The 26485-nt window shown below is 25.1% G+C and carries 22 protein-coding genes; 10 read left to right on the forward strand and 12 right to left on the reverse strand.

Going from position 1 to position 26485, the window contains the following annotated elements; translation table 11 throughout:
- Nucleotides 1-19: 19 nt before the first annotated feature.
- The gene (locus tag AELL_RS05410; protein WP_118916966.1) at nt 20-709 is read right to left on the reverse strand and encodes an SDR family NAD(P)-dependent oxidoreductase; all 690 of its coding nucleotides are present in this window, start codon (nt 707-709) and stop codon (nt 20-22) included.
- A gap of 123 nt (nt 710-832) precedes the next feature.
- Between AELL_RS05410 and AELL_RS05415 the strand changes: the two genes are divergently transcribed.
- Complete coding sequence (locus AELL_RS05415; RefSeq protein WP_118916967.1) at nt 833-1534, forward strand: glutamine amidotransferase; 702 nt, start codon at nt 833-835, stop codon at nt 1532-1534.
- On the opposite strand, the gene AELL_RS05420 is transcribed toward AELL_RS05415, so the two are convergent.
- Complete coding sequence (locus AELL_RS05420) at nt 1529-2350, reverse strand: hypothetical protein (protein WP_118916968.1); 822 nt, start codon at nt 2348-2350, stop codon at nt 1529-1531. The genes AELL_RS05415 and AELL_RS05420 overlap by 6 nt on opposite strands.
- A 68-nt stretch (nt 2351-2418) precedes the next feature.
- Here AELL_RS05420 and AELL_RS14240 point away from each other — a divergent pair, with 68 nt between their 5' ends.
- A complete protein-coding gene (locus AELL_RS14240) occupies nt 2419-2574 on the forward strand; it encodes a hypothetical protein (RefSeq protein WP_164967229.1) in 156 nt (51 codons plus the stop codon).
- 6 nt (nt 2575-2580) lie between these two features.
- On the opposite strand, the gene AELL_RS05425 is transcribed toward AELL_RS14240, so the two are convergent.
- On the reverse strand, nt 2581-3441 hold the full coding sequence (locus AELL_RS05425) for a virulence RhuM family protein (RefSeq protein WP_118916969.1): 861 nt from the start codon (nt 3439-3441) through the stop codon (nt 2581-2583).
- Between the two features lie 139 nt (nt 3442-3580).
- Complete coding sequence (locus AELL_RS05430) at nt 3581-4795, reverse strand: hypothetical protein (RefSeq protein WP_118916970.1); 1215 nt, start codon at nt 4793-4795, stop codon at nt 3581-3583.
- A gap of 105 nt (nt 4796-4900) precedes the next feature.
- On the opposite strand from AELL_RS05430, the gene AELL_RS05435 reads away from it, so the two are divergent.
- From AELL_RS05435 to AELL_RS05445, 3 genes are all read left to right on the forward strand, one after another.
- Nucleotides 4901-5380: an HD domain-containing protein gene (locus AELL_RS05435; protein WP_118916971.1), complete on the forward strand. Its 480-nt coding sequence runs from the start codon at nt 4901-4903 to the stop codon at nt 5378-5380.
- 57 nt (nt 5381-5437) lie between these two features.
- A complete protein-coding gene (locus AELL_RS05440; RefSeq protein ID WP_118916972.1) occupies nt 5438-6568 on the forward strand; it encodes a hypothetical protein in 1131 nt (376 codons plus the stop codon).
- Nucleotides 6569-6675: 107 nt separating this feature from the next.
- On the forward strand, nt 6676-7764 hold the full coding sequence (locus AELL_RS05445) for a CNNM domain-containing protein (protein ID WP_118916973.1): 1089 nt from the start codon (nt 6676-6678) through the stop codon (nt 7762-7764).
- 9 nt (nt 7765-7773) lie between these two features.
- On the opposite strand, the gene AELL_RS05450 is transcribed toward AELL_RS05445, so the two are convergent.
- Both AELL_RS05450 and AELL_RS05455 read right to left on the reverse strand, forming a co-directional pair.
- Nucleotides 7774-9549: a L,D-transpeptidase family protein gene (locus AELL_RS05450; protein ID WP_118916974.1), complete on the reverse strand. Its 1776-nt coding sequence runs from the start codon at nt 9547-9549 to the stop codon at nt 7774-7776.
- Between the two features lie 87 nt (nt 9550-9636).
- Nucleotides 9637-10302, reverse strand: coding sequence for a tRNA-uridine aminocarboxypropyltransferase (locus AELL_RS05455; protein ID WP_118916975.1), 666 nt, complete (start codon nt 10300-10302; stop codon nt 9637-9639).
- A gap of 71 nt (nt 10303-10373) precedes the next feature.
- On the opposite strand from AELL_RS05455, the gene AELL_RS05460 reads away from it, so the two are divergent.
- A complete protein-coding gene (locus AELL_RS05460; protein WP_118916976.1) occupies nt 10374-11435 on the forward strand; it encodes an AI-2E family transporter in 1062 nt (353 codons plus the stop codon).
- 16 nt (nt 11436-11451) lie between these two features.
- Here the strand turns inward: AELL_RS05460 and AELL_RS05465 are convergent, their stop codons facing one another.
- The 3 genes from AELL_RS05465 to AELL_RS05475 form a co-directional block, all read right to left on the reverse strand.
- Nucleotides 11452-11949: a HugZ family pyridoxamine 5'-phosphate oxidase gene (locus AELL_RS05465; protein WP_192941215.1), complete on the reverse strand. Its 498-nt coding sequence runs from the start codon at nt 11947-11949 to the stop codon at nt 11452-11454.
- Nucleotides 11946-14309, reverse strand: coding sequence for a helicase HerA domain-containing protein (locus tag AELL_RS05470; RefSeq protein ID WP_118916978.1), 2364 nt, complete (start codon nt 14307-14309; stop codon nt 11946-11948). The genes AELL_RS05465 and AELL_RS05470 overlap by 4 nt, the downstream gene beginning before the upstream one ends.
- Before the next feature lie 93 nt (nt 14310-14402).
- Nucleotides 14403-15458 (reverse strand): CNNM domain-containing protein, encoded by a 1056-nt coding sequence (locus AELL_RS05475; protein WP_118916979.1) that lies wholly within the window; start codon nt 15456-15458, stop codon nt 14403-14405.
- A gap of 183 nt (nt 15459-15641) precedes the next feature.
- Between AELL_RS05475 and AELL_RS05480 the strand changes: the two genes are divergently transcribed.
- Nucleotides 15642-16010 carry a hypothetical protein gene (locus AELL_RS05480; RefSeq protein WP_118916980.1) on the forward strand — a complete coding sequence of 123 codons (369 nt, stop codon included), beginning with the start codon at nt 15642-15644 and terminating at the stop codon, nt 16008-16010.
- Between the two features lie 24 nt (nt 16011-16034).
- Here AELL_RS05480 and AELL_RS05485 read toward each other — a convergent pair whose 3' ends face one another.
- The 3 genes from AELL_RS05485 to AELL_RS05495 all read right to left on the reverse strand — a co-directional run bounded on the left by AELL_RS05485 (nt 16035) and on the right by AELL_RS05495 (nt 21536).
- The gene (locus AELL_RS05485) at nt 16035-16376 is read right to left on the reverse strand and encodes a DUF309 domain-containing protein (RefSeq protein WP_118916981.1); all 342 of its coding nucleotides are present in this window, start codon (nt 16374-16376) and stop codon (nt 16035-16037) included.
- The gene (gene uvrA, locus AELL_RS05490; RefSeq protein ID WP_118916982.1) at nt 16373-19189 is read right to left on the reverse strand and encodes an excinuclease ABC subunit UvrA; all 2817 of its coding nucleotides are present in this window, start codon (nt 19187-19189) and stop codon (nt 16373-16375) included. Before uvrA ends, AELL_RS05485 begins: the two co-directional genes overlap by 4 nt.
- 91 nt (nt 19190-19280) lie before the next feature.
- A complete protein-coding gene (locus AELL_RS05495; RefSeq protein WP_118916983.1) occupies nt 19281-21536 on the reverse strand; it encodes a bifunctional diguanylate cyclase/phosphodiesterase in 2256 nt (751 codons plus the stop codon).
- A gap of 150 nt (nt 21537-21686) precedes the next feature.
- Here AELL_RS05495 and AELL_RS05500 point away from each other — a divergent pair, with 150 nt between their 5' ends.
- The 3 genes from AELL_RS05500 (at nt 21687) to AELL_RS05515 (ending at nt 26485) form a co-directional block, all read left to right on the forward strand.
- The gene (locus AELL_RS05500) at nt 21687-24074 is read left to right on the forward strand and encodes an aconitase family protein (protein ID WP_118916984.1); all 2388 of its coding nucleotides are present in this window, start codon (nt 21687-21689) and stop codon (nt 24072-24074) included.
- Nucleotides 24071-24634: a GNAT family acetyltransferase gene (locus AELL_RS05505; protein WP_118916985.1), complete on the forward strand. Its 564-nt coding sequence runs from the start codon at nt 24071-24073 to the stop codon at nt 24632-24634. The genes AELL_RS05500 and AELL_RS05505 overlap by 4 nt, the downstream gene beginning before the upstream one ends.
- Before the next feature lie 624 nt (nt 24635-25258).
- The gene (locus AELL_RS05515) at nt 25259-26485 is read left to right on the forward strand and encodes a DEAD/DEAH box helicase (protein WP_118918620.1); all 1227 of its coding nucleotides are present in this window, start codon (nt 25259-25261) and stop codon (nt 26483-26485) included.

A 26485-nucleotide genomic window follows, 5' to 3' on the forward strand; every position in this document is an offset into this window, starting at 1 on the left:
AAGAGTAGTAATACTCTTTTTAAATCAATCTCACATCAACATAACTTCCTGACTCAAATTTATCTATTTTATTTATCAAATTATCTAATTTTATAGCTGTTTCTTCTGGAGTTTGAACAACTCCATCATTAAGTTTTTTTACTGATGGAAAGATATTAACATCTAGTTCAAATCTTATATAATCAGTCATAGGTGTTTTTATAACTCCAGGTGCAACTGCTAATATCTTTGTATTTATCATCTCATTTGAGTATAAGTTTGCAAGTATATTAACACCAGCTTTTGATAAACTATAACTTGCCCATCCTTTATAGCCATTTTTTGAAGCACCTGATGAAATTATGATGATATTTTTAACTTTTTTATTCATCAAAATATCAAGAAGTTCTTTATTTGCATAGACATTTAAACTATAAACTTCATTTAGTTCTTCAATTGATAAATCTTTTAAAACTTTGATTTTCCCCAACATTCCAGCATTTAAAAAAACTGTTTCAAACTCATTTGTTTCTTTTAAAATATCGGTTAGATTTTCTTTTATTTTATCTACTTGTGATAAATCAAAATTGATATGAAAAAAGTTTTGATTATCTATATTTGGTTTAGTTCGACTAATCCCAAAAACTTTAAAGTTCTTTTTTAAATAATAGTTTGTAAGAGCAAGTCCAAGTCCTGAACTACAACCTGTGATTAAAATATTTTTTTGCAATTTAAACCTTAATAATTTTTTTTATTTTAGTGAAGCTTTGCTTACAAAGGTTAAATTTTAAACAATGTAAAAATCATTTTCTTTATAAATCATATATAATTTTTCTTTTGATATGAGGAAATTATGAAAAAATTATATATTATAAAATGTGGTTCAACTTTTGAATCTATGAGAAAAGAACTTGATGATTTTGAACATTGGATTATAAATAAGTTTGAAAATAAAGATATAGATGTATTAATTATAGATGCTCAACAAAATTCTATTTTACCAATGCCTAGAAAAACAGATGCGATTATATTAACTGGTTCTCACAGTATGGTTACAGATGAAGAGGCGTGGAGTTTAGAACTTGAAAAATGGTTAAAAAACGTAGTAAATGATGAAGTTCCTCTTTTAGCAATTTGTTATGGACATCAACTTTTAGCAAAGAGTTTAGGTGGAGTTTCTGGTTATCATAAAAAAGGTATGGAAATAGGAACAGTTGAGATAAATTTAGATGAAAATGCTAAAAGTGATACTATTTTTTCAAAATTAGAAAATAGTTTCAAAGCTCATACAATTCACTCTCAAACAGTTTTAGAACTTCCAAAAAACGCTATAAAATTAGCTTCAAATAATCATGATTCAAATCATGCTTTTAGAGTTGGAAATTGTGCTTGGGGAGTTCAGTTTCATCCTGAATTTGATAAAAAAGTTATGAATTATTATATCAGTGAAGTATCTAAAAAGAAAGAGTTAAATAAAGAAGAACTTTTAAATAAAATTGATGATACTTTTGTTGCAACTTCTATATTAAAAGAGTTTGAAAGATTGTTTTTATAAAACAATCTTTCTAATCAATACATATAAAACATATAAAAAAATGATTGGTAAAAGTATAGTTTGAAATATAAAAACGATAATTAAATCAATCATATATTCACTAGAATTATCAACTGCATTTTTGTATTCATTTACTTTTTTCTCATAAAATTTCATATCAAATTTTTCAGTAATTTTATCTATAAAAGAGTTTTCATCTTGTTTTTGTTGTACAGTTTCTTGGTTTATCTTACTTACATCTTCTTTTACTTTTAAAATATTTTCATTTAGAGTTTCTATGTTGTATTGAGGTTTTACAATATAGTTATAACTGATGTTGTTTACATATCCTATCATGGGAATAGAAAATCTCAAAAATAGAAGTATAAAAGTAGTTCTAAAGAAGATACTTCTAATATTTTCATCATTTGAAAATCTTTTGAATAGCCAAATATTAAAGATGATAATAAAAGTAAATAAAATGTAGTTAAATAAATCATTTGTTACAAAGTTTAGTAAAATTTTTTGAATACCAAGAGATACCAAACTTGCTAGCATTACAAGTGAAAATTGTTCAACTAAATCATTTATTGGGTCTAGTATTTCACCAATAGCAATAACAACTAAAGGTAAATCAATCTCAGTTCCTTGCGCAAGTGAAATAACACCATTTAAAGCTTTTGCACTTCCAAATACAATAACAGCTTGTTTAAATGAGTCATTAATAAGGCTTTTGGCATTGTCATCAATAGTCAAAGAATTTGCAAAAAATAAAGCAGTAAGCATAAAAGCTACAAGAATTAGTTTTGTTAGGTTATTTAAAATAAATGTTTTCATGGGAGTTATTATAGCAGATTCTTGTATATAGAGTTAAAAAGAGTTATACTAAACAAAAAGGGTTTATTATGGAAACAAGTATGGTTATAATAATTTATATAGTGATGTTTTTAATAGCTTTTGTTTTATGTTTTGCTAGTGTAAAGTATTTTATAACTATGTGGAAATTTAAAAATAGAAAAAAAGATGGAAGTGAAGATGATGATTTTAAAAGGTTTGATTGATTTTTACTAATTTAACCTTTTTAAAATCTCTAAACTTTCTAGGTCAAACTTTGAAAATGCAAACCATCTTTTACCTAAATCTTTAATACTTGCTCCTAAATGATAAACTTCATTTTTATCAATAATTAAAAATCTATCATGAGAACTTTTGAACTGTATAAGTTCTATATTTTGGTATTGAGTTTGATATTTTTTTAAATCAAGTTTTAGCTGTTTTGTAATAGTGTGAGTATAGATTTTAACTTTAATATTTGGATATTTTGAAAATAGTGTAAAAATAGTTTCATCTATATAATTATCAATCAAAATTATTTCATCAACTACACTTTTTAGTAAATCATTTATAAAAACATAAGCATCAAATATTTGTCCATTGTAAAATATCCCTTGTTTTGGTTTTAGAGTTTTATCATCAAGTGAATTTGAAATATTTTTTACTTTTGATTTTAGCCTCATTACTTCATTTTCAAGCTCTTTAAATCTTTGATTTGTAATTTTTTCACCATTTATAACATAGTTATTTTGAATATAGTTTTTAAGAATATTTGTTGCCCATTGACGAAATCTTACACCTTTTTGTGATTTTACACGATAACCAACAGAAATAATAACATCCAAATTATAGTATTCTATATTATATATTTTCCCATCAGAAGCAGTTGTCGCAAAATTTGCGACAACTGAAAATCTAACAAGTTCACCTTCTTCGAAAATATTGTTAATATGTTTACCAATAGTTTTTACATCTCTTCCAAAAAGTTCAGCTATTTGATTTCTATTTAACCAAACACTCTCTTGCTCAACCGAAACTTTTAATTCTAATTCGCCATCATTGTAAATTATAATATTTGATTTATTTTCTTGCATTTTTTAGCCTTTGAAATTTATATAAGAAATTATATAAACTTTTTTGATTAATAACTAAAAAAATTGCAATTTGTTATTTTTGATAGATTAATTTAGTATCAAAGAAGTTTTATATTATGTTTTTTTAGGGATTTGTTCTTTAAAGATATGGAAGACTTTCTTCATCTTTTTTCCATTGTTCAAAATTAGTTTTTTTGGGAGTTACATTTTTTATATGATTTTCTAAATTTCTATTTAATATTATTTTAGAATTTTTTTGTAGTTTTTCAATCTTTGTACTTGTTGCTACCTCAAGTAGTTCTAATAAAGTTGTCCAAAGTTGTAGTACATTTTTTCTATTAGGTATTATCCCATTATGTAAAAGATTATTTCTATCCTCTCTATTGCATTTTAAAACTTGGAATATTTGTTCATTTATAATTTTTGTTTCATGTAAAATATCATGTTTTGTTTTTATATTAATATTTTTTGGTAAAGCTCTTTTCAAAATCTTTAATATTGAACTATCTATTTTAGCTGTATATAAAAAATCTGTTAATTGCTCTATAACTATCCATAAATTACTTAGAGATTCAGCTATCTTACCTTGATTTAGATAATGGTAACCTAGTGCTAAAAATATAGGTGAAAAATTGATTTTATAGATTATCGTTATACCAAAATTGTAAGCTTCTACAAATTCTTCTACTTGAATATGGTTTGGATGATGTGCTTTTATTCTTTCTGTTATACTTGCAGATTTATTTCTAAAATCATTATTTGGTGACGGTGTATAAGAAAAATTTGAGCCACCATTCTCAATTATACATCCTTGCTGTAGTTTAATTAAATCAATAGGTTTAACTAGAATTCCACCTAAAAATAAAGCTCCTATTATTTCATTGAATTTATTTACAGCTTTTTCAGGTGTATTATAATTTTCATCTATCGGCAACATAATTGAACCATCAAAAGTGACTAAAATATCCAATTGAGAATTTTCATCATAATTTTTAAGTTTTGCAATAAACTTTGATAGTATTCTTGTATCATATAAATTGGTATTAATATCATTTAAGCTAACTACAAAATCGTCTTTGCTTTTAGAGATAATTATAAGTGGTTCAAAAAGAAAAGTTATCCAAGCAGGGTCATAGCTAGGTATTTTAGAAATAGGCTCTTTATAAGCAATCGGTTTGTTTTTTTCATGAATCCAATCTCCATTATACCAAATATGATTATTACTAGGTTTTTCTTTTACTTTGTCTATCAAAGTTTTTGGAATATTTCTATTTGTTTGCATAAGTTTTTCTACATTAACATGATTTTCAAAAGCATAGATTTGTCCAGTTATTGTATCTTGATAATATTTCATTATTTTCCTTATGTTAGTAAATTATAAAAATAAAACCTTTAGTGATTTTTAAATAATCATTCTATCAAAATGAGATAAAAAGTAACTTGATGATAAAATTCTTTTATGAAATTAAAAAGAGTATTAAAAAAAGAGTTTTATATAACACTATTTATCAAGCAAAACAAATGGCACAGATACGGAGTTTTATTACATACATTTGCTGTTGCTTTTCATATTTTAAAAGCTAAAGAATACAAGATGTTAGCTGCTGCATTTTTACATGATATTGGAAAACCATATGTTGCTTACCAAAATGAAAAAGATAAAATAACAAAAGAGTTTTCATTTCATAATCACGAAGAGATAAGTTATCACATCATAAAAAAGTGGAAAGTTTCAGAGTACACTAAAAAACTTGTAAGATATCACTACATAATAAGAGGTATGCAAAAAGCAAAAGAGAGAAATCTTTTAGGAGTTTATAAACGTATGAAAAGAAGCTTTGATAAACTTGATGATAATTTTATAGAAGATTTAAAACTTTTTATGAAGTTTGATGATATGGGAAAAATAAGTTTTTTAAAAACTAAAGATAATATTTAAGCTATTTAAAATTTTTTTAGATATAATCAAAACTATTATAGAAATAGAAGAGAAGCCTTGCAATTTACAATTACAGATAAAATAAAACAACTAGAAATAGAAGATATAAAAGAGAATCTTTTTCATTATTCATACGACAATAAAAGCTTAAAAGCCTTAGTTAAAAGCAACACTTCAAAAGAAGATATTTCATACATTTCAGCTTATAGTAGTTTCAAAGGTGAAATTTATGAAAACATCATATATGAATTATTACTTCAATATGTTTTACAAGAAGATGAAATCACTAGATTTGTTTTAAAAGGTCCATATCAAGATAAAGAGAATATTTTTATAAAAAGTGGACTTTTAATAGATAGTAGTTCTCAAATCGTTTACAAATCAGCTTACAAAGATATAAGTGAGTTTGATGCTCTATTTTTTACAAAAGATAGTGTTTATTTTGTAGAGATGAGTACATCTAAAAAAACAGCAAGTTTAAACAAAAGATTAGTAAAAAAATATGCTTTATTAAAGATGATTTTCCCAAGTCTAAATATCAAAGCTTTGATAGTTGTAACAGAAGGTTCAGTAGGACTTAAAAACTTTCCTTCCTACGCAACAATTTGGGTAACAAAAGATTTAGATGATGAAGAGTTGATAGAAAAAATAATTTTTGCAAAAAAAGTAAAAAATGATGTTCAAACTTTAGAAGTACCAAAAAATAAAAAATATATTGAAGCTTGTAAAATAAAATACAAAAAATTCCAATACTTTCCAACTTTAGAATGGATATTAAATACTTCAAGACAAAATCCAAAATTTAGTGTTGATTTAAAATTCTTTTCATCTGCAAAATTGGGTCTTTATTTTGATATATATACAAAACTTTATATTGGATATTTGACTACAAAAGAGTTTTTAGAGTTATATAGTGATTTTGACCTAAAAGTTAAAACAGACAGAATTATTACAACTATTGAAAAAGTAAATCAAACAGAACTTGATATTGTTTATTACGTAAAAGAGTTGAATGGAAAACTAAAAAGAGTAAGACTTGAAGAAAATAATATTTCCATAAAAGATAAAGAACTTGATGGTTTTACAAATGCAGAAGTAAGATTTTTTATGAAAATTTTAGAAGAAAAACATCACTTAACACTAAATGATATAAAACATATACAAAATAATATCTCTCTAATAAAATAAAAGTATGGTATAATCCTATTCAAAAATTTTAAAAGGATTAACTTTATGAACTTAAACGACTCCTATCGTAGGTGTGGCTTATTTATTTCTTACTTAGAGGGTGAAAAATGACCCTTTTGTTTACTTATCTTTTCGTTGCTTTATTAGTCTCTTTTTTATGTTCAGTGTTAGAAGCTGTTTTACTTTCAAGTACATCTTCATATATTGAATCATTATCTAAAAAAGAAAATCCATCAAATGCTGTTGAAATGTTAAAAGATTTAAAATCAAATATTGATAAACCAATATCTTCTATTTTGATATTAAATACATTTGCACATACAATGGGTGCTGCTGGTGTTGGAGCACAAGCTCAAATACTTTTTGGTCAAGAAATGGAAACTTTAATTGCTGTTTTATTAACATTGGCAATTTTATATTTTTCTGAAATCATTCCAAAAACAATTGGTGCAGTATATTGGAAAAAACTTTTAATTCCTTCTGCTTATTTGATTAAATTTTTTATAAAAATTACATATCCATTAGTTTGGTTATCTATGTTTATTACTAATTTAATATCAAAAGGTAAAAAAAATGAGTCAAACTTCTCAAGAGATGAAATTATGGCTGCTGTTACTATGGGAGAAAAAGAGGGTTCAATTCTTTCTAAAGAGAGTGCTTTAATTGAAAATCTTTTCAAATTGAAAAATATCAAAACTCATGATATTATGACTCCAAGAAGTGTTGTATTTGCTTTAAAATCAAGTGTTACAGTTGAAGAAGCTATTGAAGATGATAAAATGTATATTCACTCAAGAATACCAGTTTATGATGAAACAATAGATGATGTAATAGGTGTTGTATTTAATCAAACTATTTTAGAAGAGAGTGTTGAAGAAAGAGATGACACAATCATAAGAGATATTATGGTTCCTGTTCATAAAATATCAGAAAATGTACCTGTTTCTTCTTTAATTGACCAATTTGTTAATAGAAAAACACACCTTTTTATAGTTGAAGACAATTATGGACAAACAAGTGGTGTTGTAACTTTAGAAGATGCAATAGAAACTCTTTTAGGAGTTGAAATTGTTGATGAAATGGATGAAGTTGAAGATATGCAAGTTCTTGCAAAAAATAGATGTAAAATCCAAAATAAAATGTTTATTGATAAAAAAAGAATAGAAAAAAAATTAGACTTGCATAAACAAGCCTAATTTTTTGATTTAATATATAAGTTCTTCTTGAATTTTATCGTAGTCGTAAATATCTTCTCTAAATTGTAATTCCCCGTTATCATCAACCCAAGAAGTTAAATAGATGATATGAACGGGGATTTTTTTACTTAATCCTATCGCTTTTTCTTTTTCAGTTTCTGTTTCTAAAATCTGAGTTACTTTTTCAATATTTAGATTTTTATCATCATTTGCAATTGTCATAAGTAATTCATCAGGTCTTGAAAGTCTAATACAACCATGAGAATAAGCACGTCTAGCATTGTTAAATAGACTTTTTGCAGGTGTATCATGTAAATAAACTGCATGTTTATTAGGAAACATAAATTTCATTTTTCCAAGAGGATTTTCATCACTTGGACCTTGAGTGAATCTAAAATTAGGAACAGCTTCAACATCTTGTAAAATTAAAGTATCTAAAACTTCTGTTGTTTCAACTTTTTCAGAATCTTTATGCCAACCTTGATAAATATCTATACCTTTAGAAGCTAAATAATTTGGGTCTTTTAAAAGTTTTGGAAGAATCTCTTTTTTTGCAATACTTTCAGGAATATTCCAATTTGGATTTAAAACAATATAAGACATATTATCTGAGAAAATAGGTGTTGGATGTTTTTTCTCTCCAACAACAACAGCCATATTTAGTTTTATGTCATTGTTTTCAACCATTTTTAGTCTATAATCAGGAATATTGATTAGTAGATATTTTTCTCCAAAATCTCTTGGAAGCCATCTCATTCTCTCTAAATTTACTCTTATTTGTTCTATTTTTTCTTTAGCACTTTTATTTAAAAATTTTTGTGTTTGAAGACCAACAATTCCATCTGCATATAAACCATGACTTTTTTGGAAAGATATAACTGCATTTTTCAAATCTTCATCAAAAATCTCTTCACAAGAGGTGATTACTTTTTCTTCAATCATTTCTTGAGCATTTTCATTTGTTGTTAAACTATTTGTTACTATATTTTGTGCGTTTATACTATTTTCACAAGTTTTTGTTAACTCTTGACTTTGCATTAATCTTTGTCTTAAAACTTTTACAACTTCTGATTGGTCACCAATTCTAAGAGTTTTAAATGGAGGTAATTTTATATAATCCCCATTTTGTACAACTTTTTCAAGATTTGAAATAGCATCTATTAATTTATTTGCATTAGGATAATTAAAGTCTAATTCTTTAAAAGCAACTGATAAATCATTGTTTTCAATGGCAGTTTTTAATAACTCTTTATGATTAATTTTGATTTCATATCTATCCCATTGGGCATTTATTTCATCATCTTTTTCAAGTTCAGTAAGTTTTTCTTGGAATGCTTTCCAATTTATTGAACCATTTAATAAATAATAAGAGTATTTGTCATAAAGTTCTGTCATCAAAAACTCTATTTCTAAAATATCTTTTTTTGAATTTTCTGAATTATTTATCTTTTTTTCGATTTCATCAATTCTAAAAATATTATTGGCAATTGGTTTTAAAACAGGGTCATTTTTGATTGTCTCTAAAAGAGTTAATGAAATATCTTTAAGTCCATTTTCATCAGTCCAAAAAGTTTTAAATTGATTTAGCGAATAATATTCTTTCAAAGTTTTTTTGTTTATAAAAAGGGGAGAGTAGTTTTTATTTAAAAAGTTTTTAATTTCATCTTGTATATTTTGTTCAATAGAGATCTCTTTTTTAATTTTGTTTTGTTCTTCAATAGTATTTGAAAATAGATAACTATTCATCAAAAACATAGAAACAGCAACAACTTTTAGTCTATTCATAAAACAATCTCCAAGATAATAAGTAATTTTCAAAGTTTGTAAAATACCTAAAAAATCATTAAAAAGATGTAATAAAAATGTTTTTTATTATAAATTTACAAATTTTTTATAGGGAACTTTAAATCTTATATTATTTTCATCAATTGCACACTTCACTTGATACTCAACCATCTCTTCAAAAGGTTTTAAAAATAGTTCTAAAGAGCTTTTAGATATATCTTCAATATTTTGATTATTTAGTTGTTCTAAAATACATAAAGTTGATTCAATCGTAGATAAACAGTATTGATTTGGTTGAGTTTTTATTTTAAATTGAGATGATTTATCATGTTCAAAACTAACTTTTTTTAGATTTTGTAAATTTTTGCTAAGTCTTAACATCTTTTTTGAACAAGGCCAAGTTGAATCAATGATAAAAATCAAAGCTTTTTTTTCACTTGGTAATTTTTGAGTATTTAATTTTATACTATTTGTATCTGGATATAAAACATAAGCTTCATAATTTTTATCATTTAAAAGTTCATTTACTCTTTTATGATTTGAAAAGTCAATTCCAACGTGTAATTCACAATTTTCTAAAGAGTTATTTGTCATATGACCTGTACCATTTTTTGTTTTTCTAAACTCTTTTGGATGCATCAAAATCACAAATTTTGTATTTGTTTTTATTGGATTTATTAGGTGTTCACAAATGCAAGAACTTTTTGGTCTATAACATTTGTAGCAGATTTCTCTTTGGCTTTCAATTTGCAATATATATACTTTCTAATGGGCTTTTTTCTATTAATTTGATATTATATTATTAAAATTTTTAAAGGCTGATTTTGGAAAATATACAAAAAGATACAAACTTTGCAAAAGCATTTTATTTTTTCGCTTTTATGTTTTTAGTTGTTTATGCTTTAAATAGTTTAAGTGCAATTTTAACTCCTATTGCAATTGCTATACTTATTTGGTTTTTAATAAATGCTTTAGCTTCACAAATTAAAAGATTACCTTTTTTAAGTCCTAAAGTTGCAGATATTGTAGCTATTCCTTTATCTTTGATATTTATTGTTTATTTTATGATTGAAATAGGAAGTTTTATAACTTCAAGTATGATGAGTTTAAGTTCTACTATTTCTCAACTTGATGGAAAAGTAAATGCTTTGATTGAAAAATTAACACTTATGACATCTATTGATTTCACAACACCTTTACAAAAGTTTTTCCAAGAGTTTAGTCTTTCAAGTGTTATAAATAAAGTAATTAGCGCTTTTAGTGCAATCTTTTCAAATCTAATACAAATATTTTTGTATGTACTTTTTTTATTAATTGACCAACAATTTTTCAAAGCAAAAATAAATGCACTTTTCCCTAAAAAAGAGGCAAAAGAGAAAGCAACACATATTTTAACTTCTATTTCAAAAGGTGTAAAAACATATATTTTTATAACTACACTAATTAGTTTATTAACAGGATTCCTAACTTTTGTTGTTTGTGAAATATTTTCACTTCAAGGTGCAGTTTTATGGGGATTTATTGCATTTGTATTAAATTTTATACCAACAATTGGAAGTATCATTGCTGTTTTAATTCCTGCAATTTTTGCTTTAATACAATTTCCTTTAATCTCAGATGTTTTATTTTTAACTTTATGTTTAGTTCTTATTCAATTTGTAATAGGAAATATAATTTATCCAAAACTTATGGGTGATAAATTAAATATTTCTCAATTTGTTGTTATTTTATCTTTGGTTATTTGGGGTGCGATGTGGGGAACTATTGGGATGTTTTTATCAGTTCCTTTGATGATGATTTTATTGATTTCTTTATCTCAATTTGATAGCACTAGAAATTTAGCTATTCTAATTTCAGGAGATGGAAAAATTTTAGATAAAAAATAAAAAGTAGAGTTAATCTCTACTTTTTACCATGTCCGCTATTTGAAGAGTTTCCTCTTTGTAAAAACTCTTCAAAAAACTCTCCACCAAGATTGTAAGCTTTTCCAAAACCAAAAACAGCTTCACCATAAAAAGGTTTAAATTCAAAAAGATAAAAATCTCCAAGATTTTTAAGCATTGTTATCATCTCATTTCCAAATTTTAAACCAAATTGTTCAAGTATCTCTTTTTCTTCATTTGAGTTTTGTTCTAATCTTTTTACTTCACATTGTAAAGTTGCTCTTTTTTTTGCAAAAATATTTTTACAATCCTTTTCATCTTCACAAAAAAAGATAGAAGCTTTTGGATTTTGTGTAAGATTATTTGAGTGTTTTGCCATAAGCGAAAGATAAACATAATATTTATGATTAAATTTTACAAATGGAGCATAAGATGAAAAAGGATTTCCATTTTCGTCAATTGAAGAGATTGTAAGGCTTTTTAAAGGCTCTAAAAATTCATCTAAACTATTTATCATAATTGCTCTTTCCATAAAAGTTCTAGTTTTACATTATAAATATCACTTCTTTTTGGTTTTATAAATAACTCTTCAATTGGAAAATTTGAACTTAGATTTGAAGAGTTGATTTTTTCAATCTCATTTTCAAGAAGAGTTTGAAGTGAATTTTTTTCATTTTCAAGTTGATTTATCTCATTTTCAACCTGTTTTACATCACCTTTTTCTTTTAATATTTTTGTTGCTCCCCTTGCACCAGTTGCTACTTTTCCTAACGTTGTTGTAGTTGAACTTTTACCAAAAAAAGCTCCTAAAATAGAAGTTCCAATAGAAATTAAGGTATCTGTTGTGGTTGAAGTTGCTTGTTGTTGTTCTCGTTCAAGTTTTTCATAAAGTTTTGATAGTTTATTTTCTATTGAATCATTCTCTTTTTCAAATTTGGCTTTTAATTTTTCAACTTCTAAATCAATTTTTTCATTTAATCTATCTTGTAATCTGATTTTAAAATCACTTAAACTCTCATTTTGTTTTGAAACAAGTTTTAATTCATCATTTTTGTATAGAGTCAATTTTGAGTTTCTATAAATATAATCGGCAAACTCTTTTTCAATATTTTTTAACTCTTTTTCACTTTGAATAAAACTTGGAAGTTCATAAAAGTTTGAGTTTGGTCTCTCTTTTGTTTCAAAATTAGAGTTTCCCAAATCCTCTTTTTCATCAAAATTTATAGTTTTCATCTCTTCATCTAAATAGATTTTACAACTTTCAGTTGTTTGTAAATCTATACTTTTTGAACTATTTATATAATGAATTTCACAAGAACAAATCAAATAAGGTTGTAAATAATAAGCACTATTTTGTGAACCATAAAGATATTTTTCACTTAAATTTGTAGTAATTATTGGTTTAGTAATTCCTTTTTCTATATTGATTTTTGGAATTATGTCATCATTTGTCTCTTCATTTTTTAGAGTTTTAGTAACTTTTTTTGAACTCATCAATTTTTTTATTCCCTCTTTTGGAATAGGACCTTTTAGGTATGATAAAGCCCATCTAGTTTCAAAAACTTTTATTTTATCTTCATTTATATTTTTAAGTATAAAATTTCTTTTTTCAAGATTTGAGATTAGATTTGTAACTTCATTTTTATTTAGATTTCCTTCATTTGCACTACTTAATCCATCAATTACTTTTTCAATATCTTGTTTTGTTTGTAATCTTCCAATAAACCAAGTTCCAATATTTGCTAAACCTTTATAGTCTATATCAACTGGATTTTGAGTAGATAAAATAATTCCAATTCCAAAACTTCTTGCTTGTTTTAGAAGTGTTAACATGGGTTGTTTTGATGGTGGATTTGAATTTGGTGGAAAATATCCAAAAATCTCATCCATATAAAGTAGGGCTTTTAGTGAAGTTGTTCCCTCTTGTCTTCTCATCCAAGAAACCATTTGATTTAATAATAGTGAAACAAAAAACATTCGTTGAGAATCATTTAGATGAGCGATTGAGAAAATAGAAACTTTTGCTTTTCCAGTTTCATCATAAAGTAGATTTGAAATATCTAAAGTTTCACCTTCTATCCAAGTTTTAAAAGATGGATTTGCAATGATATTATTTAGTTTAAGTGCTAATTTTAGTCTTTCACTTTGGGCAAAAAATGTTTCTAAATCAAAAATTCCAATTTTTGCAAAAGGTGGAGTAACTATCAAAGTAATCAACTCTTCTAAAGTTAAATCTTTTCCTTGGGTAAAATAGTTCATAAATATTGAAGAGATTAAAATTGACTCTTTTGAAGAGGAATCGTTTTGTTCACCAATCAAAGATAAAATTGATGAAACAGTAGAATTTACAAGTGAAACTAATAAATCATTATCTTCTAAAACCTCTTTTGTTGGAGCTTTAAATGAAGATAAAATAGAGATTTGAACACCAGAATCACTTCCTGGAGTATAAATAGTAAAATCAGCAGAATTTTTTAATTTTTCAATTCTTGAAGTACTTTGAAAATCTTTTTCAAGTCCATTTTTCCATAAATTTGCTGTATTATTTGCAAACTCTTTTAAAGTTTGTCCATTGTTTATTGCATCTTGTTCTTCAATCCAAGGTTCAAAATCACTTCCATTTAGATTTGGAAAAGTAAGAAGTAGATTTGTCATATCACCTTTTGGGTCAATTATTATTGATGGAATATTATCAATAGCAGCTTCTTCAAGTAAGGAAATTCCAAGTCCAGTTTTACCACTTCCTGTCATTCCAATAATTGCAGCGTGAGTTAATAAATCTTTATTTTTATAAACTAAAGGAGTAGAATTTCCTTCAATTTTTTCTTTACCGATATAAAATAGTTTTAATTTTTCATAATCAATTGTACTATTCATCATAGACCTTTTGAATTTAAGTTTGTTTAATTATAGCAAAAAAAAAGTGAATGCCAATTTGACATTCACTTTGAAAAAGAGGTAGAAAATTTTTTATTTATTATTCTCTTCCGCTTTTTCTTTCTCTTTTCTTTTAGCTTTCATTTTATTTAAAGCCAATTTTCTCATATCTGCTGTTGTATCTAATTCATCCATAATTTCAAGACCAAGTAAAGTTTCAAGACAATCTTCTAAAGTTACAATACCTTCTGTTTGATTATATGAATCATGAACTATAAACATATGCTCTTTTTTTTGAATGAACATATTTAAAGCTTTTGCCACATGAATATTATGATGAAGTGAAAATACAGGTTTCATAATATCTTCAAGATTTTTTTCACCTTCTGTTATTGCTTGTTTGAATATTTTTTTAGTTAAAACAATTCCAACAATATTATCAATATTTCCTTCATATACAGGAACTCTTGAGAATTTAAAAGTTCTTTTATCTTCAACAATATCTTTTATTAATGTATTTTTTTCAATTGCATAAACAACTGACCTTGGAGTTAAAATATCTTTTATTTTAATACTATTTAATTTTAAAGTATTTCCAATAATTTGAGATTCTAAATCTCCAATAATTCCTTCTTCTTCACTTAAAAGTGTAGATTGAATTAACTCTTCTCTTGATATAGCATCTGTTGTTTCTTTTCCAATTTTTTTTGTAACAAACTGAGTTATTATGATTATTGGATAAGTTATAAAAATAAAAAAGTTTATAATTCTTGGTGCATAAGGAGCTAATTGTTTCCAATAAACTGCTCCAATTGTTTTTGGAATAATTTCTGCGAAAAATAGAATCATAAACGTAAGTATAATAGAAACAGCCATTACAAATGTGCCATTTTCTCCAAAAACATTTTGAGCTTGAACTCCAATAAGAGTTGCACCTAATGTATTTGCAATAGTATTTAAAATAAGAATTGATGCAATAGATTTATCAATATCTGTTTTTAGTTTTTTTAACAGTTTACCAGCAATCGGGTTGTTTTTTTCTAAAACAGAAATATAAGAAATATTTGTAGATAAAAGAACAGATTCTAAAACAGAACATAAAAATGACGTACCAATAACAGCAACAAATAGTAAGATTAAAATTTCCATTTATTCTCACTTTTAACTAAACTTTGCCTCGGGGAATTATCTTCCAAGCAGGACTCCTTTTTATTTTATATAATTTATGGCTAATAATATCAAAATAAACTTTAATAAATAAATTTTTTGAAAAAAATGTTTTTTTTGTTGTATAATTATCTATAGAAAAGAATTCTCGTAAAGGAGCTTATTATGGAATATGGATTAATGCCAAAAATAGACCAATATAGTGATAATAAAGCTTTAGAAATACAAAAAGTTCAAGCTTCTTCAAATTCTTCTGAAGTTAAAACAAAAGAGAGTTTAGAAAAAGTTCAACAACAAGCTATATCAAAAGCAAAAGAAGCTTCTGATATCAAAGAGATAAAAAATGAACAAAACTCTTCTAGTAAATACGAAGTTGTTTTATCAAATATGAACTTTGGTTATAATGATTCATCTAAAGATTTTTATGTAAAAGTAGAAAGAGGAAATGTTGAAAATCAATATCCAACAGAAGAGATGATGAAAATGAAAGCTTATATGTTAAGTTTAAGTGAGAAAGCAGCAACTGCTTCATAAAAAGAATCAAGTAGTTATAAACTACTAGATTCTTTTATTTAATTCAATCAATATTTTTTTTGCTTTGAAATATTTTTCTTTTTCTTCAACATCTACTGTATCTAAAAGAGGAACATATTTTTCAAAAGCAAGCCAAACTTTTTTGTGACTCTCTGGGCGTTTTTTAATATGATAAAGTGCAAGTGCAGTTGCTCCATTTATTAAACCTTTTAAAACAAGAGCTTTATTTATATCACCTTGTTTTTTATACATATTCCAATCATCTTCTAATAGTTCATGTGCTTCAACAAAATAACCATTTTCAATTGCGAAGATAAATCTATCAATTGCTGTTTTTTGATTGAAAATATTATAATCTATTTTCATTTTCCATTTATCTCTTTATCTAAATAGTATCCAGTATATGAACCTGAATTTTTGTGGTTTAAAGCTAAAAACTCAGGAGTACCTTCATCTACAATTTTCCCACCTTTACTTCCACCTTCAGGTCCAATATCAATAACCCAATCAGAGTTTTTGATAACATCAAGGTTATGTTCAATTACAAGAACAGAGTTTCCAAGTTCTACTAAGTGATGTAATACTTTTGTTAATCTATCAACATCAGCAAAATGTAAACCAGTTGTTGGCTCATCTAAAACATATAGAGTATTTCCTGTATCTTTTTTACTTAACTCTTTACTTAATTTAATTCTTTGAGCTTCCCCACCAGAAAGTGTAATTGCATTTTGTCCTAAAGTAATATAACCTAGACCTACATCACTTAATGTTTGAAGTTTTGCTTTTAGTTTTGGAACTTTTGCAAAAAATTCTAAAGCTTCATCAACACTCATATTTAAAACATCAGAGATATTTTTACCTTTGTACATTATCTCTAAAGTTTGAGCGTTATATCTATGACCATGACAAGCATCACATTTCACCATAATATCAGGTAAGAAGTGCATTTCGATTTTTATTTCACCTTCACCTTGACATTTCTCACATCTTCCACCTTTTACATTAAAAGAGAATCTTCCTATTTTATAACCTCTAAGCATTGCTTCTTTAGTTTTTGCAAATAAATCTCTAATATCATCCATAAGACCAGTATAAGTTGCTGGATTTGATCTAGGAGTTCTTCCTATTGGACTTTGGTCAAGATAGATTACTTTATCAAGTTTTTCTAAACCTTCAATTTCTACACCATCTACTTTTTTTACTTTTCTTGCTCTATTTAAAAGCTCTTTTGCAACTGGAAGTAGAGTTTGTAAAATAAGTGAAGATTTACCACTTCCACTAACTCCCGTTATTGAAACAAGATTTTTTAGTGGAATTTGTACATCAAGGTCTTTGATGTTATTTATATTTACATTTTTTATCTCTATAAACTCTTCTTGAGGTCTGTTGTGAACATAATCAATCTTTTTTGCACCAGTTACATATTTTGCAGTTAGAGTTTTTGCTTTGTTCATCTCTTTTAAAGTTCCTGCAAAAACAATCTCTCCACCAAATTTACCTGCATTTGGTCCAATATCAACTATATAATCAGCTGCTTGAATAGTCTCCTTATCATGTTCAACAACTATTACTGTATTTCCTTTTTCTTGTAAGGCTCTTAAAGTTTTGATAAGTTTATTTGTATCTCTTTCATGAAGTCCAATAGATGGTTCATCAAGTACATACATAACTCCTGTTAGACCTGAACCAATTTGTGAAGCTACTCTTATTCTTTGAGCTTCTCCACCTGAGATTGTTCTTGCATCTCTTCCTAAAGTTATATATCCAAGTCCAACATCATATAAAAAGTAAATTCTTTCACGAATTTCTTTTAAAATAGGAGTTGCAATCATTCTGTTTTGTTCACTTAAATATTCAAAGTTTTTATCATCTTGGAAAAAAGTATGTGCATCTTCTATTGGAATATTTAAAATATCAGGAATAGTTCTATTTGCTACAAAAACACTTTGAGAAGAGGGTTTTAATCTATTACCATTACAAGCATCACACTTCTTTTCAGTCATATATTCGCTCATCTCTTTTTCATCTTTTATCATGTCATAGGCAAGTTTTACAATACCATCCCATTTTCTTACTAACTTATGTTTTTTCCAGAAAAATTTAACTTCATCAACTGTTCCGTGTAAAATTGCTTTCTTTTGATGTTCTTCCAAATCTCTAAAAGGTATTTTTGTATTAATACCTGTCTCTTCACAAAAAGCTAAAAGCATTTTAAAATAGAAACCTTTGTTAAAACCATAGATGATTTTTATAGCTCCATTTTCAATATCTAAATCTTCATCTATTACTTTTTTCATATCTAAAGCATAACGAATTCCTAAACCATCACAAGATGAACAAGCACCTTTTGGTGAATTAAAAGAAAAAGATAGAGGTTCAAGTGGTTCAAAAGAGATTTTACAATCAAAACAAGCCATATGTTCTGAATAGTGAATATGTTTTTCAGTTCCTACTTCTTCATGATTTATAACTTCTATTTCTAACTCTCCAAAGCTCTCTTTTAAACCTTTTTCAACATCTTGTGCAATTCTTTCTTTATTTTCTTCTTTTACTGTAAGTCTATCTATTACAACTTTGATAGTATGCATTTGAGTTTTAGCTAATTCAATATCTTCATCAAGTCTTACCATAACACCATCAATCATTGCTCTTACATAACCTTTATTTTTAAGGCTTTCAAGTAAATCTGCAAAAGAACCTTTTTTTCTATTTATAAGTGGTGCTAAAATCACAATTTTTGATTCATTTGGTAAAGATAAAACTTGATTTATAACATCACTAGCACTCATTTGAGAAATTGGTTGTCCACATTGATGACAATGTTGTTTCCCAACTCTTGCATATAAAAGTCTAAAATAGTCATAAACTTCTGTTATTGTTCCAACTGTTGACCTTGGATTTTTTGAAGTTGTTTTTTGGTCAATTGCAATTGCAGGAGTTAAACCTTCAATTCTTTCAACATCAGGTTTTCCAACTTTATCCAAGAATTGTCTTGCGTATGAAGACAAAGACTCTATATATCTTCTTTGACCTTCTGCATATAATGTATCAAAAGCAAGTGTTGATTTACCACTTCCACTAAGTCCTGTAAATACAATTAGCTTATTTTTAGGGATTTCTAAATTGATATTTTTTAGATTGTTTTCTTTAGCATTAAATATTTTTATAGTATCTGTCATAGGTTTGCCTTTAAAATTTAAAACAACTATTATAGGATAAGATTCGATAATTATTGATTAAGTCATTATGTAAAAAAGGGATTTATTAAAATCATTTTTTATTTATAAATTTTAATAACTCATCTTTCTTTAATGGTTTTGAATAATAATAACCTTGAAACAAAGTTGTTCCATAAGATTCTAATAAATTCTTTTGTTCTAATTCTTCAATTCCTTCTGCAAGAATTACTAAATCTAAATTTTTACCTATTGAGATAATATTTTCAATCATTTTTTTTGAACTTGAGTTTACTAAGATATCATCAACAAATGATTTATCAATTTTTAATTCATCAATAGGAAGTTTTTTTAATAAACTCAAAGATGAATAACCAGTTCCAAAATCATCTAAAGAGATTTTTATTGAGTGTTGTTTGAACTCTTTTAAAAGATTAATAATATAATCAATATCCTCAATACAAACATTTTCAGTGATTTCTAAAGTCACATTTTTTATATCAAAACCACTTTTTTTAATCATATTTAAAAGTTCAGTATTAAAATCTTTTTCAATAAACTGTTTTACAGAGATATTTATTGATAATTGAAATTTTTTATTACAAAGTTTTTGTATTTCACAAATCTCTTTTAAAGAGGTATTTATAATAAAATCACCCAATTTTTTCATAAATCCTGTTGCTTCTGCAATTTCTATAAATTTATCAGGAGAAACAAAACCTAAATTTTTATTTTCCCATCTAACTAATGCTTCAACTCCATACAAATTACCATTTATATCTATTTGTGGTTGATACATCATATACATTTCATTATTTTTTAAAGAACTTTTTAATTCATATTCCATCAATAGTTTTTTAATATATATATCTTTTACAGAATCTTCAAAAATAGTATATTTGTTTTTTTCTTTTTTTGATTCATACATTGCAATATCTGCATAACGTTTTATTTCATTAAAATTTTCTGCATTATCTGGATATCTTGCTATTCCAATACTACAACTTAACGTAAAAGTAACAGAGTTTATATTATAAGGTTGGCGTAATGATTTTAAAATTTTTGAAGCTAACTCTTTTATATTTTCTAAATTTGTGTCATATACAATAAAAATAAATTCATCTCCACTATATCTAATTAGATAATCATTACTATTTTTAAGTTCTATTAAACGTAAACTTATCTCTTTTAAAACATCATCTCCATAATTATGTCCATGACTATTATTTACACTTTTAAAATTATCAACATTTATAAAAAAAAGAGAAAAAGGTTTGTTTTTTTCAATTTTAAATTTTTGAATAATAAATAAACGATTATATAAGTTTGTTAAGTAGTCGTGATAAGCTTGAAATTCTAAAGCTTTTTGTTTTTTCTCTTCACTATGATTAATTACACTAAATAAATAATATAAAATAAAGTAGATAATAACTAACAAAATAAATAGATAAACTAATTTTTTAAAAAACACTTTATTAACTTCATTTATAGGTATTTGTGTTATTACCCATAATTCATAGGCTTTTAAATATTTTGAAGATACTAATTCTATATCATATGAATTATAATTTTTAGATTCAAAAGTTATAACTTCTTCACTATTTTTTATCTCTTCAACTGATTTATTATATTTTTTTTCAACACTTTCTTTTATATTTTCTAAAAGTTCTTTTGGAACAGGTTTTTCATAAGGATTATTTTTTTCATTAACATTTTCATTTTCATTATAAATTTGATAAAAATAGTCAAATCCTCTAAAAACATGGTGTTTATATTTTTCATTTTTTGAAGAATATTGGATTTTATTTGCATCAATGATTATAGAAAGTACAAATAATATCTCTCCTTTTTTATCTCTTATAGTTTTTCTAATTGGTAATATAAATTTTTTTCTAATGTCTGAATAATAAGTTCTTCCTAAAACAATACTATCTTTTTGCATTGTATATTCAAAGGATTTTTTTGTCTCTTCTTTTTCAAGTAGATTAGGAAAATTTTCATTATTTTTATTATTTGTTAGATATAAATCACCATTTGGTTTAAATAAAGCAAATCCTAAAATATTGTTATCATTTATAAGAACTGAATTTAAAACCTTTTCAGAAAGATTAATGGATTGATAATTTTTTTCAATTATTAACTGATTTTCTATTATATTTAGTATAGTTTCATATTGAGAAAAAATTGCACTTAAAGAATTTGCTTTTATTTTCGTAAGATTCTCTTCTTCGACAATAAAATCTTTTTTGGTTGATATATGTGTATTTACAATCAAAAAGATAAAAGTTGATACAATTAAAAAAATTATTATATAAAATAATGTCCATATGTTTTTCTGAGAAGATTCCATGATTAAACTCTTTTGTGAGAATTATTTAAAAAAATATTTTGTTATTATATCGTTATTTTTTTAAATGTATATATTTTTTACAATACTTTATTAAATTATTAAAGATAATTTAGATATTTTTATATTTTGAAATTTTAAAAAGGAATAGTTTTGAGTAAGTTTGTAAATAGTTTTGTATTTAATGAAAAAAGCTATCATTACTATGATTTAAAAAGAGTTTTTGAAAAATATCCTATTTTAAGAAAATTACCAAACTCTTTAAAAATTTTATTAGAAACAAATATAAGAAATGTAAATGAGAGCGAATACAATTACATATTAGAAACTTTTTTAAAAAGAGATAATCTTAGAAAAATTGGATTTTTCCCAAATAGAGTTGTTATAAATGATAACTTTGGAATATCAATTTTAAAAGAGTTTCTTCCTTTGAAAGAAAAATATCAAAATATAAATCCAACTATTACAACAGATTTAATTGTAGTTGATAATAAAGATGAAAAAGAAAAGTCTAATATCTTAAAATCAGCATTAGCAAGATTTGAAAATTTTTCTGTAATCTCTTCAAATAATCAAGATTTTACACTTATAAATTTAGAATATTTATCAACAATGTTATATTCAAGACAAAAAGATAATAATATATTTTTATTTCCAGAAACTTTAGTTGGAACTGATACTCAAGTTAGTATGACAAACTCTATAGGAATATTAGGAATAAAACTAAATGAGATAGATATAAAATCTGCAATATTAGGTTCACCAATAATTTTAGAGTTTCCAAGTGTTGTAGGAATAGAGTTATTTGGAAATATAACTTTGGGTGTAAGTATAAGTGATATTGTAAATGCCTTAATAGAGACATTAAAAATAAGTGATATAAAAAACAAGATAGTTGAATTTTATGGAATAGGTTTAAAAAATATCAGTATAGAAGATAGAGTTACTCTATCAAATGCAATTATAGAGTTTGGTGCAGTTTGTGGATATTTTGGAATGGATGAAAATACTCTTTCTTATGTGGAAAAAACAAGAGGAGTTGATGCAACATTGATAAAAGAGTATTTTATCAAACAAGGTATGTATGATAATCAAGATTTAACTTACGATGAATACATAAGATTTAATCTTTCAACAATTAAACCCTCAATAGTTTATAAAAAAGGATTTGAAAGAATTGAAGTAAAAGATGTACCTTTAAAACTTGATTCTTTTAAAAAAGGAAGAGTAGTAAAAGACAATGATATCTTAATAGCAACTATATCATCAAATTCAAGCTTAACACTTTTGATAGAAGCTTGTTTAGTTGCAAAAAAAGCTTATGAATTAGATGTAAAGATAAATAAAAACATAAAAATATTTTTTGAATTAAACTCTTTACAAATAAAAGAGTATTTAGAAAAACTAGACTTGTTAAAATATTTTGAGTATTTAGGTATAAAAATAGTAATAGAGAGTTCAAAAGAGTTAAATGAAGAACTAATCTTGGACATAGAAGAGTTTAACCTAAATGTTGTATCTATATCTTCTTTAGATGAGAATAACATTAATAGTAAAATAAAATCTTCTTGGATTATGTCACCAGCTTTAGTATTAGCGTATAGTTTAAAAGGAAATATAAATTTTGATATAACTAAAGATACTATATATCAAGATATTTGTTTAAGTGATATATGGCCTAGTACAAATGAAGTAAATAATAAGTTACTAAGTATAGATTCTTCTTGTTATCAAAATAAATATAAAGATATCTATATGAAAAAAGAGACTATTGAAAATCTAAAAGATATCTCTTTTGATAAAAAAATATTAGATATGTTTGAAGAAAAAGAAGAAGAGTACATAAATATAAATGAAGCAAAAATATTGGCAATTTTTGATGAAGAGATAACTACAAAAGATATAGTACCTTATGGAGAGATAACGCCATATACTCAAGTTGGATTTTATCTTGAATCAATAGGATTAAAACCAGACCAATTTGGAACTTATGAAAAAAGATATGATGATGTTGAGGTTTTAAAAAGAGGTCTATTTTCAACAAGTAAAATAAAAAATAAAATAGTATTTCCAAAAGAGGGTGGATACACAAAAGATTTTGAAAATAAAGAGATAGTTACTATTTATGAATATGCACAAAAAATGAAAAATCAAAATAAACCATTGGTTATCTTATCAAACAAAAAATTTGCAACTTCATATAATAATATTCAAGCAATTAAAGGTTTAAAACTTTTAGGTATAAAAGTAATAGTAGCAAAATCATTTGAGAAGAATTTTAAAGAAGATTTGATAAAAGTAGGGATTTTACCTCTTGAATTAATCGAAGATGATTTAAAAGAGCTAAAAGGTGATGAATTAATAACTATTAAAACAACAGATTTAAAAATAAATTCAAAATTTGAAATAGAAATAAAAAAAGCTGATGAGGTAAAATATCTAAAAGTTTTATCAAGACTTGATAATAAACTAGAGCTTTTATATTTTAAATATGGTGGTATATTAAATTATCTAATAAAAAAACAATTAGGAAAAATATGAATTTTAAAATAGCAACAATAGATGATATAGAAAAAGTTTTAGAGTTACATGCAAAATATCAAATAGATACAATAAATGAAGAAGATAAAAAAGATGGATTTATAACAACTGCTTTTACAAAAGAGCAAATGATTGATTTGATAACAAAAGAGCAAGGTTTATTTATTGCAGTTGAAAATGAAAGAGTAATTGCATATGTGATGAGTGCATGTTGGGATTTCTGGTCAAGATGGCCAATGTTTGTTTATATGATAGAAGATTTAGAAAATTTAGAATATATAGGACAAAAATTAACTACAAAAAATTCATACCAATATGGACCAGTTTGTGTGGATAAAGAGTACAGAGGAAAAAAAGTTTTAGAAAAACTTTTTGATTTTGCAAGAATTAATATGGCAAAAAGATTTCCTATTTTAGTAACTTTCATAAATAAAATAAATCAAAGGTCTTATATAGCTCATACTAAAAAAATAGGACTTGAAGTTATAAAAGAGTTTTCTTATAACAACAATAACTATTATGAATTGGTTTATGATACTTCTAAAAAACTTTTAGATTAAAATTTAAAAAAGAAACAAGTATTAATTATCTTTAATACTTGTTTTATACTCTTGAGTTCTAACGCGTCTTTCAATCTCTCTTTTTACTGCGTTAATTGCATAGTTTTTATTTCCACCATGTATTGTTGAAACGATTTGAGAATTACAATTTTCACATATAAATTCAGTTTTTAGTAATTCAGTTGGTTTTGTGTGTGACGTATCATCATAAACTAAAACTGCATCACAAGTTGGACAGTAACATTGTAAATCTACAATTTTACCTTTTGACCATTTCCATTTCCATTTTGCATTGTAAATATTATCTTCAATATATTTTAAATATTCTATTTTTGAACGATTTTGAAGATAGATAAAAAATTTAAAAATTGAAATTAAAGCTAAAATTGAGATAATCAGTAATAGCCAAACAGGAACATCATAAGAAGATAATAAAAATTCATAAACAGAAAATAAACTAAGTTTTATTTGTAAAATGGAGTTTTCGATTTGTAAGCCTTTTGTAAAATTTTTTTGGAATTATATAGTATAGAAACTAAAAGTAAAAATAGAGATTTGATAATCTATCTTCAAACAAAGGTAAATAATCATAAAATTACAAAATTAAAAAAAAGGATTTTTTATATGCCATTTTCAGAACTAATCACTTTAGAAGAATTAAACAAAAGTTTAAAAGAGTGTGATTATAGAAATCCAACACCAATTCAAGAAAAAGTTATACCTCTTGTTTTACAAAAAAAAGATGTTATGGCTAAAGCTCAAACAGGTAGTGGAAAAACTGCTAGTTTTGTTTTACCTATTTTAGAACTTTTTTCAAAACAAAATTATGAAGGAAAAGCTAAAGTAAAAGTTTTAGTTTTAACTCCAACAAGAGAACTAGCTTTGCAGATTTCTCAAACTTTTTCTCTGTTTTCTAAATACTTAAATAAAAAGCCAAAAATTGTAAGTGTTATTGGAGGAGAGAGTATTTCAACTCAACTTTTAGAGATTCAAAAAGGTTGTGATATAGTTGTTGCAACTACTGGAAGATTAGTTGATATATTAGATAAAAAACAGTTAGATTTATCAAAATTAGAGTTTTTGGTTTTAGATGAAGCAGATAAAATGCTTGATTTAGGATTTGAACAAGAGTTAGATACTCTTTTAGAAATGGTTCCAAAAACTAGACAAAATCTTCTTTTTTCTGCAACTTATCCTTTAAAAGTAAAAAATATCATTTCAAAGATTACAAAAAAAGCTATTGAAATATCTATTGATGAAACACCAACTGTTCAAAAAATTGAACAAAGGGTAATAACTGTAAATATAGAAAATAGAAGTCCACTTTTAAGACAGCTTGTATCTACAAATGATTGGGAGCAGATTTTAGTTTTTATGGCAAATAAACGAGCTTGTGACAATATAGCTTCAAAATTTAGAAAATATGGATTTAATGCCTCTTCATTTCATGCTGATTTAACTCAAGATGAAAGAAATAAAACAATTGAAGATTTTAAAAATAAAAAAATAAAGATTTTATTTGCCACAGATATTGCAGCTCGTGGACTTCATGTGGATGATATAAGTTGTGTTGTAAATTATGATTTACCAAGAGCAACAGCTGATTATATACACCGAATTGGAAGAACAGGGCGAGCAGGAAAAAGTGGAAGTGCTATATCATTTATAGGATTAGAAGATTTTGAACATTTTGCTTTGATAGAAAAAAGATGTAATATAAAACTAGAAAAAGAACAAATTGAAGGTTTTGAATTAATTGGAAAACCAATAAAAAAAGAAAAAGGAAATGCTCCTATAAAGGGTAAAAGAAAAAGTAAAAAAGATAAATTAAGAGAACAAAAAAATTTATAA

Source organism: Arcobacter ellisii (assembly GCF_003544915.1).
In the GTDB taxonomy this organism is placed as follows: Bacteria; Campylobacterota; Campylobacteria; order Campylobacterales; family Arcobacteraceae; genus Aliarcobacter; species Aliarcobacter ellisii.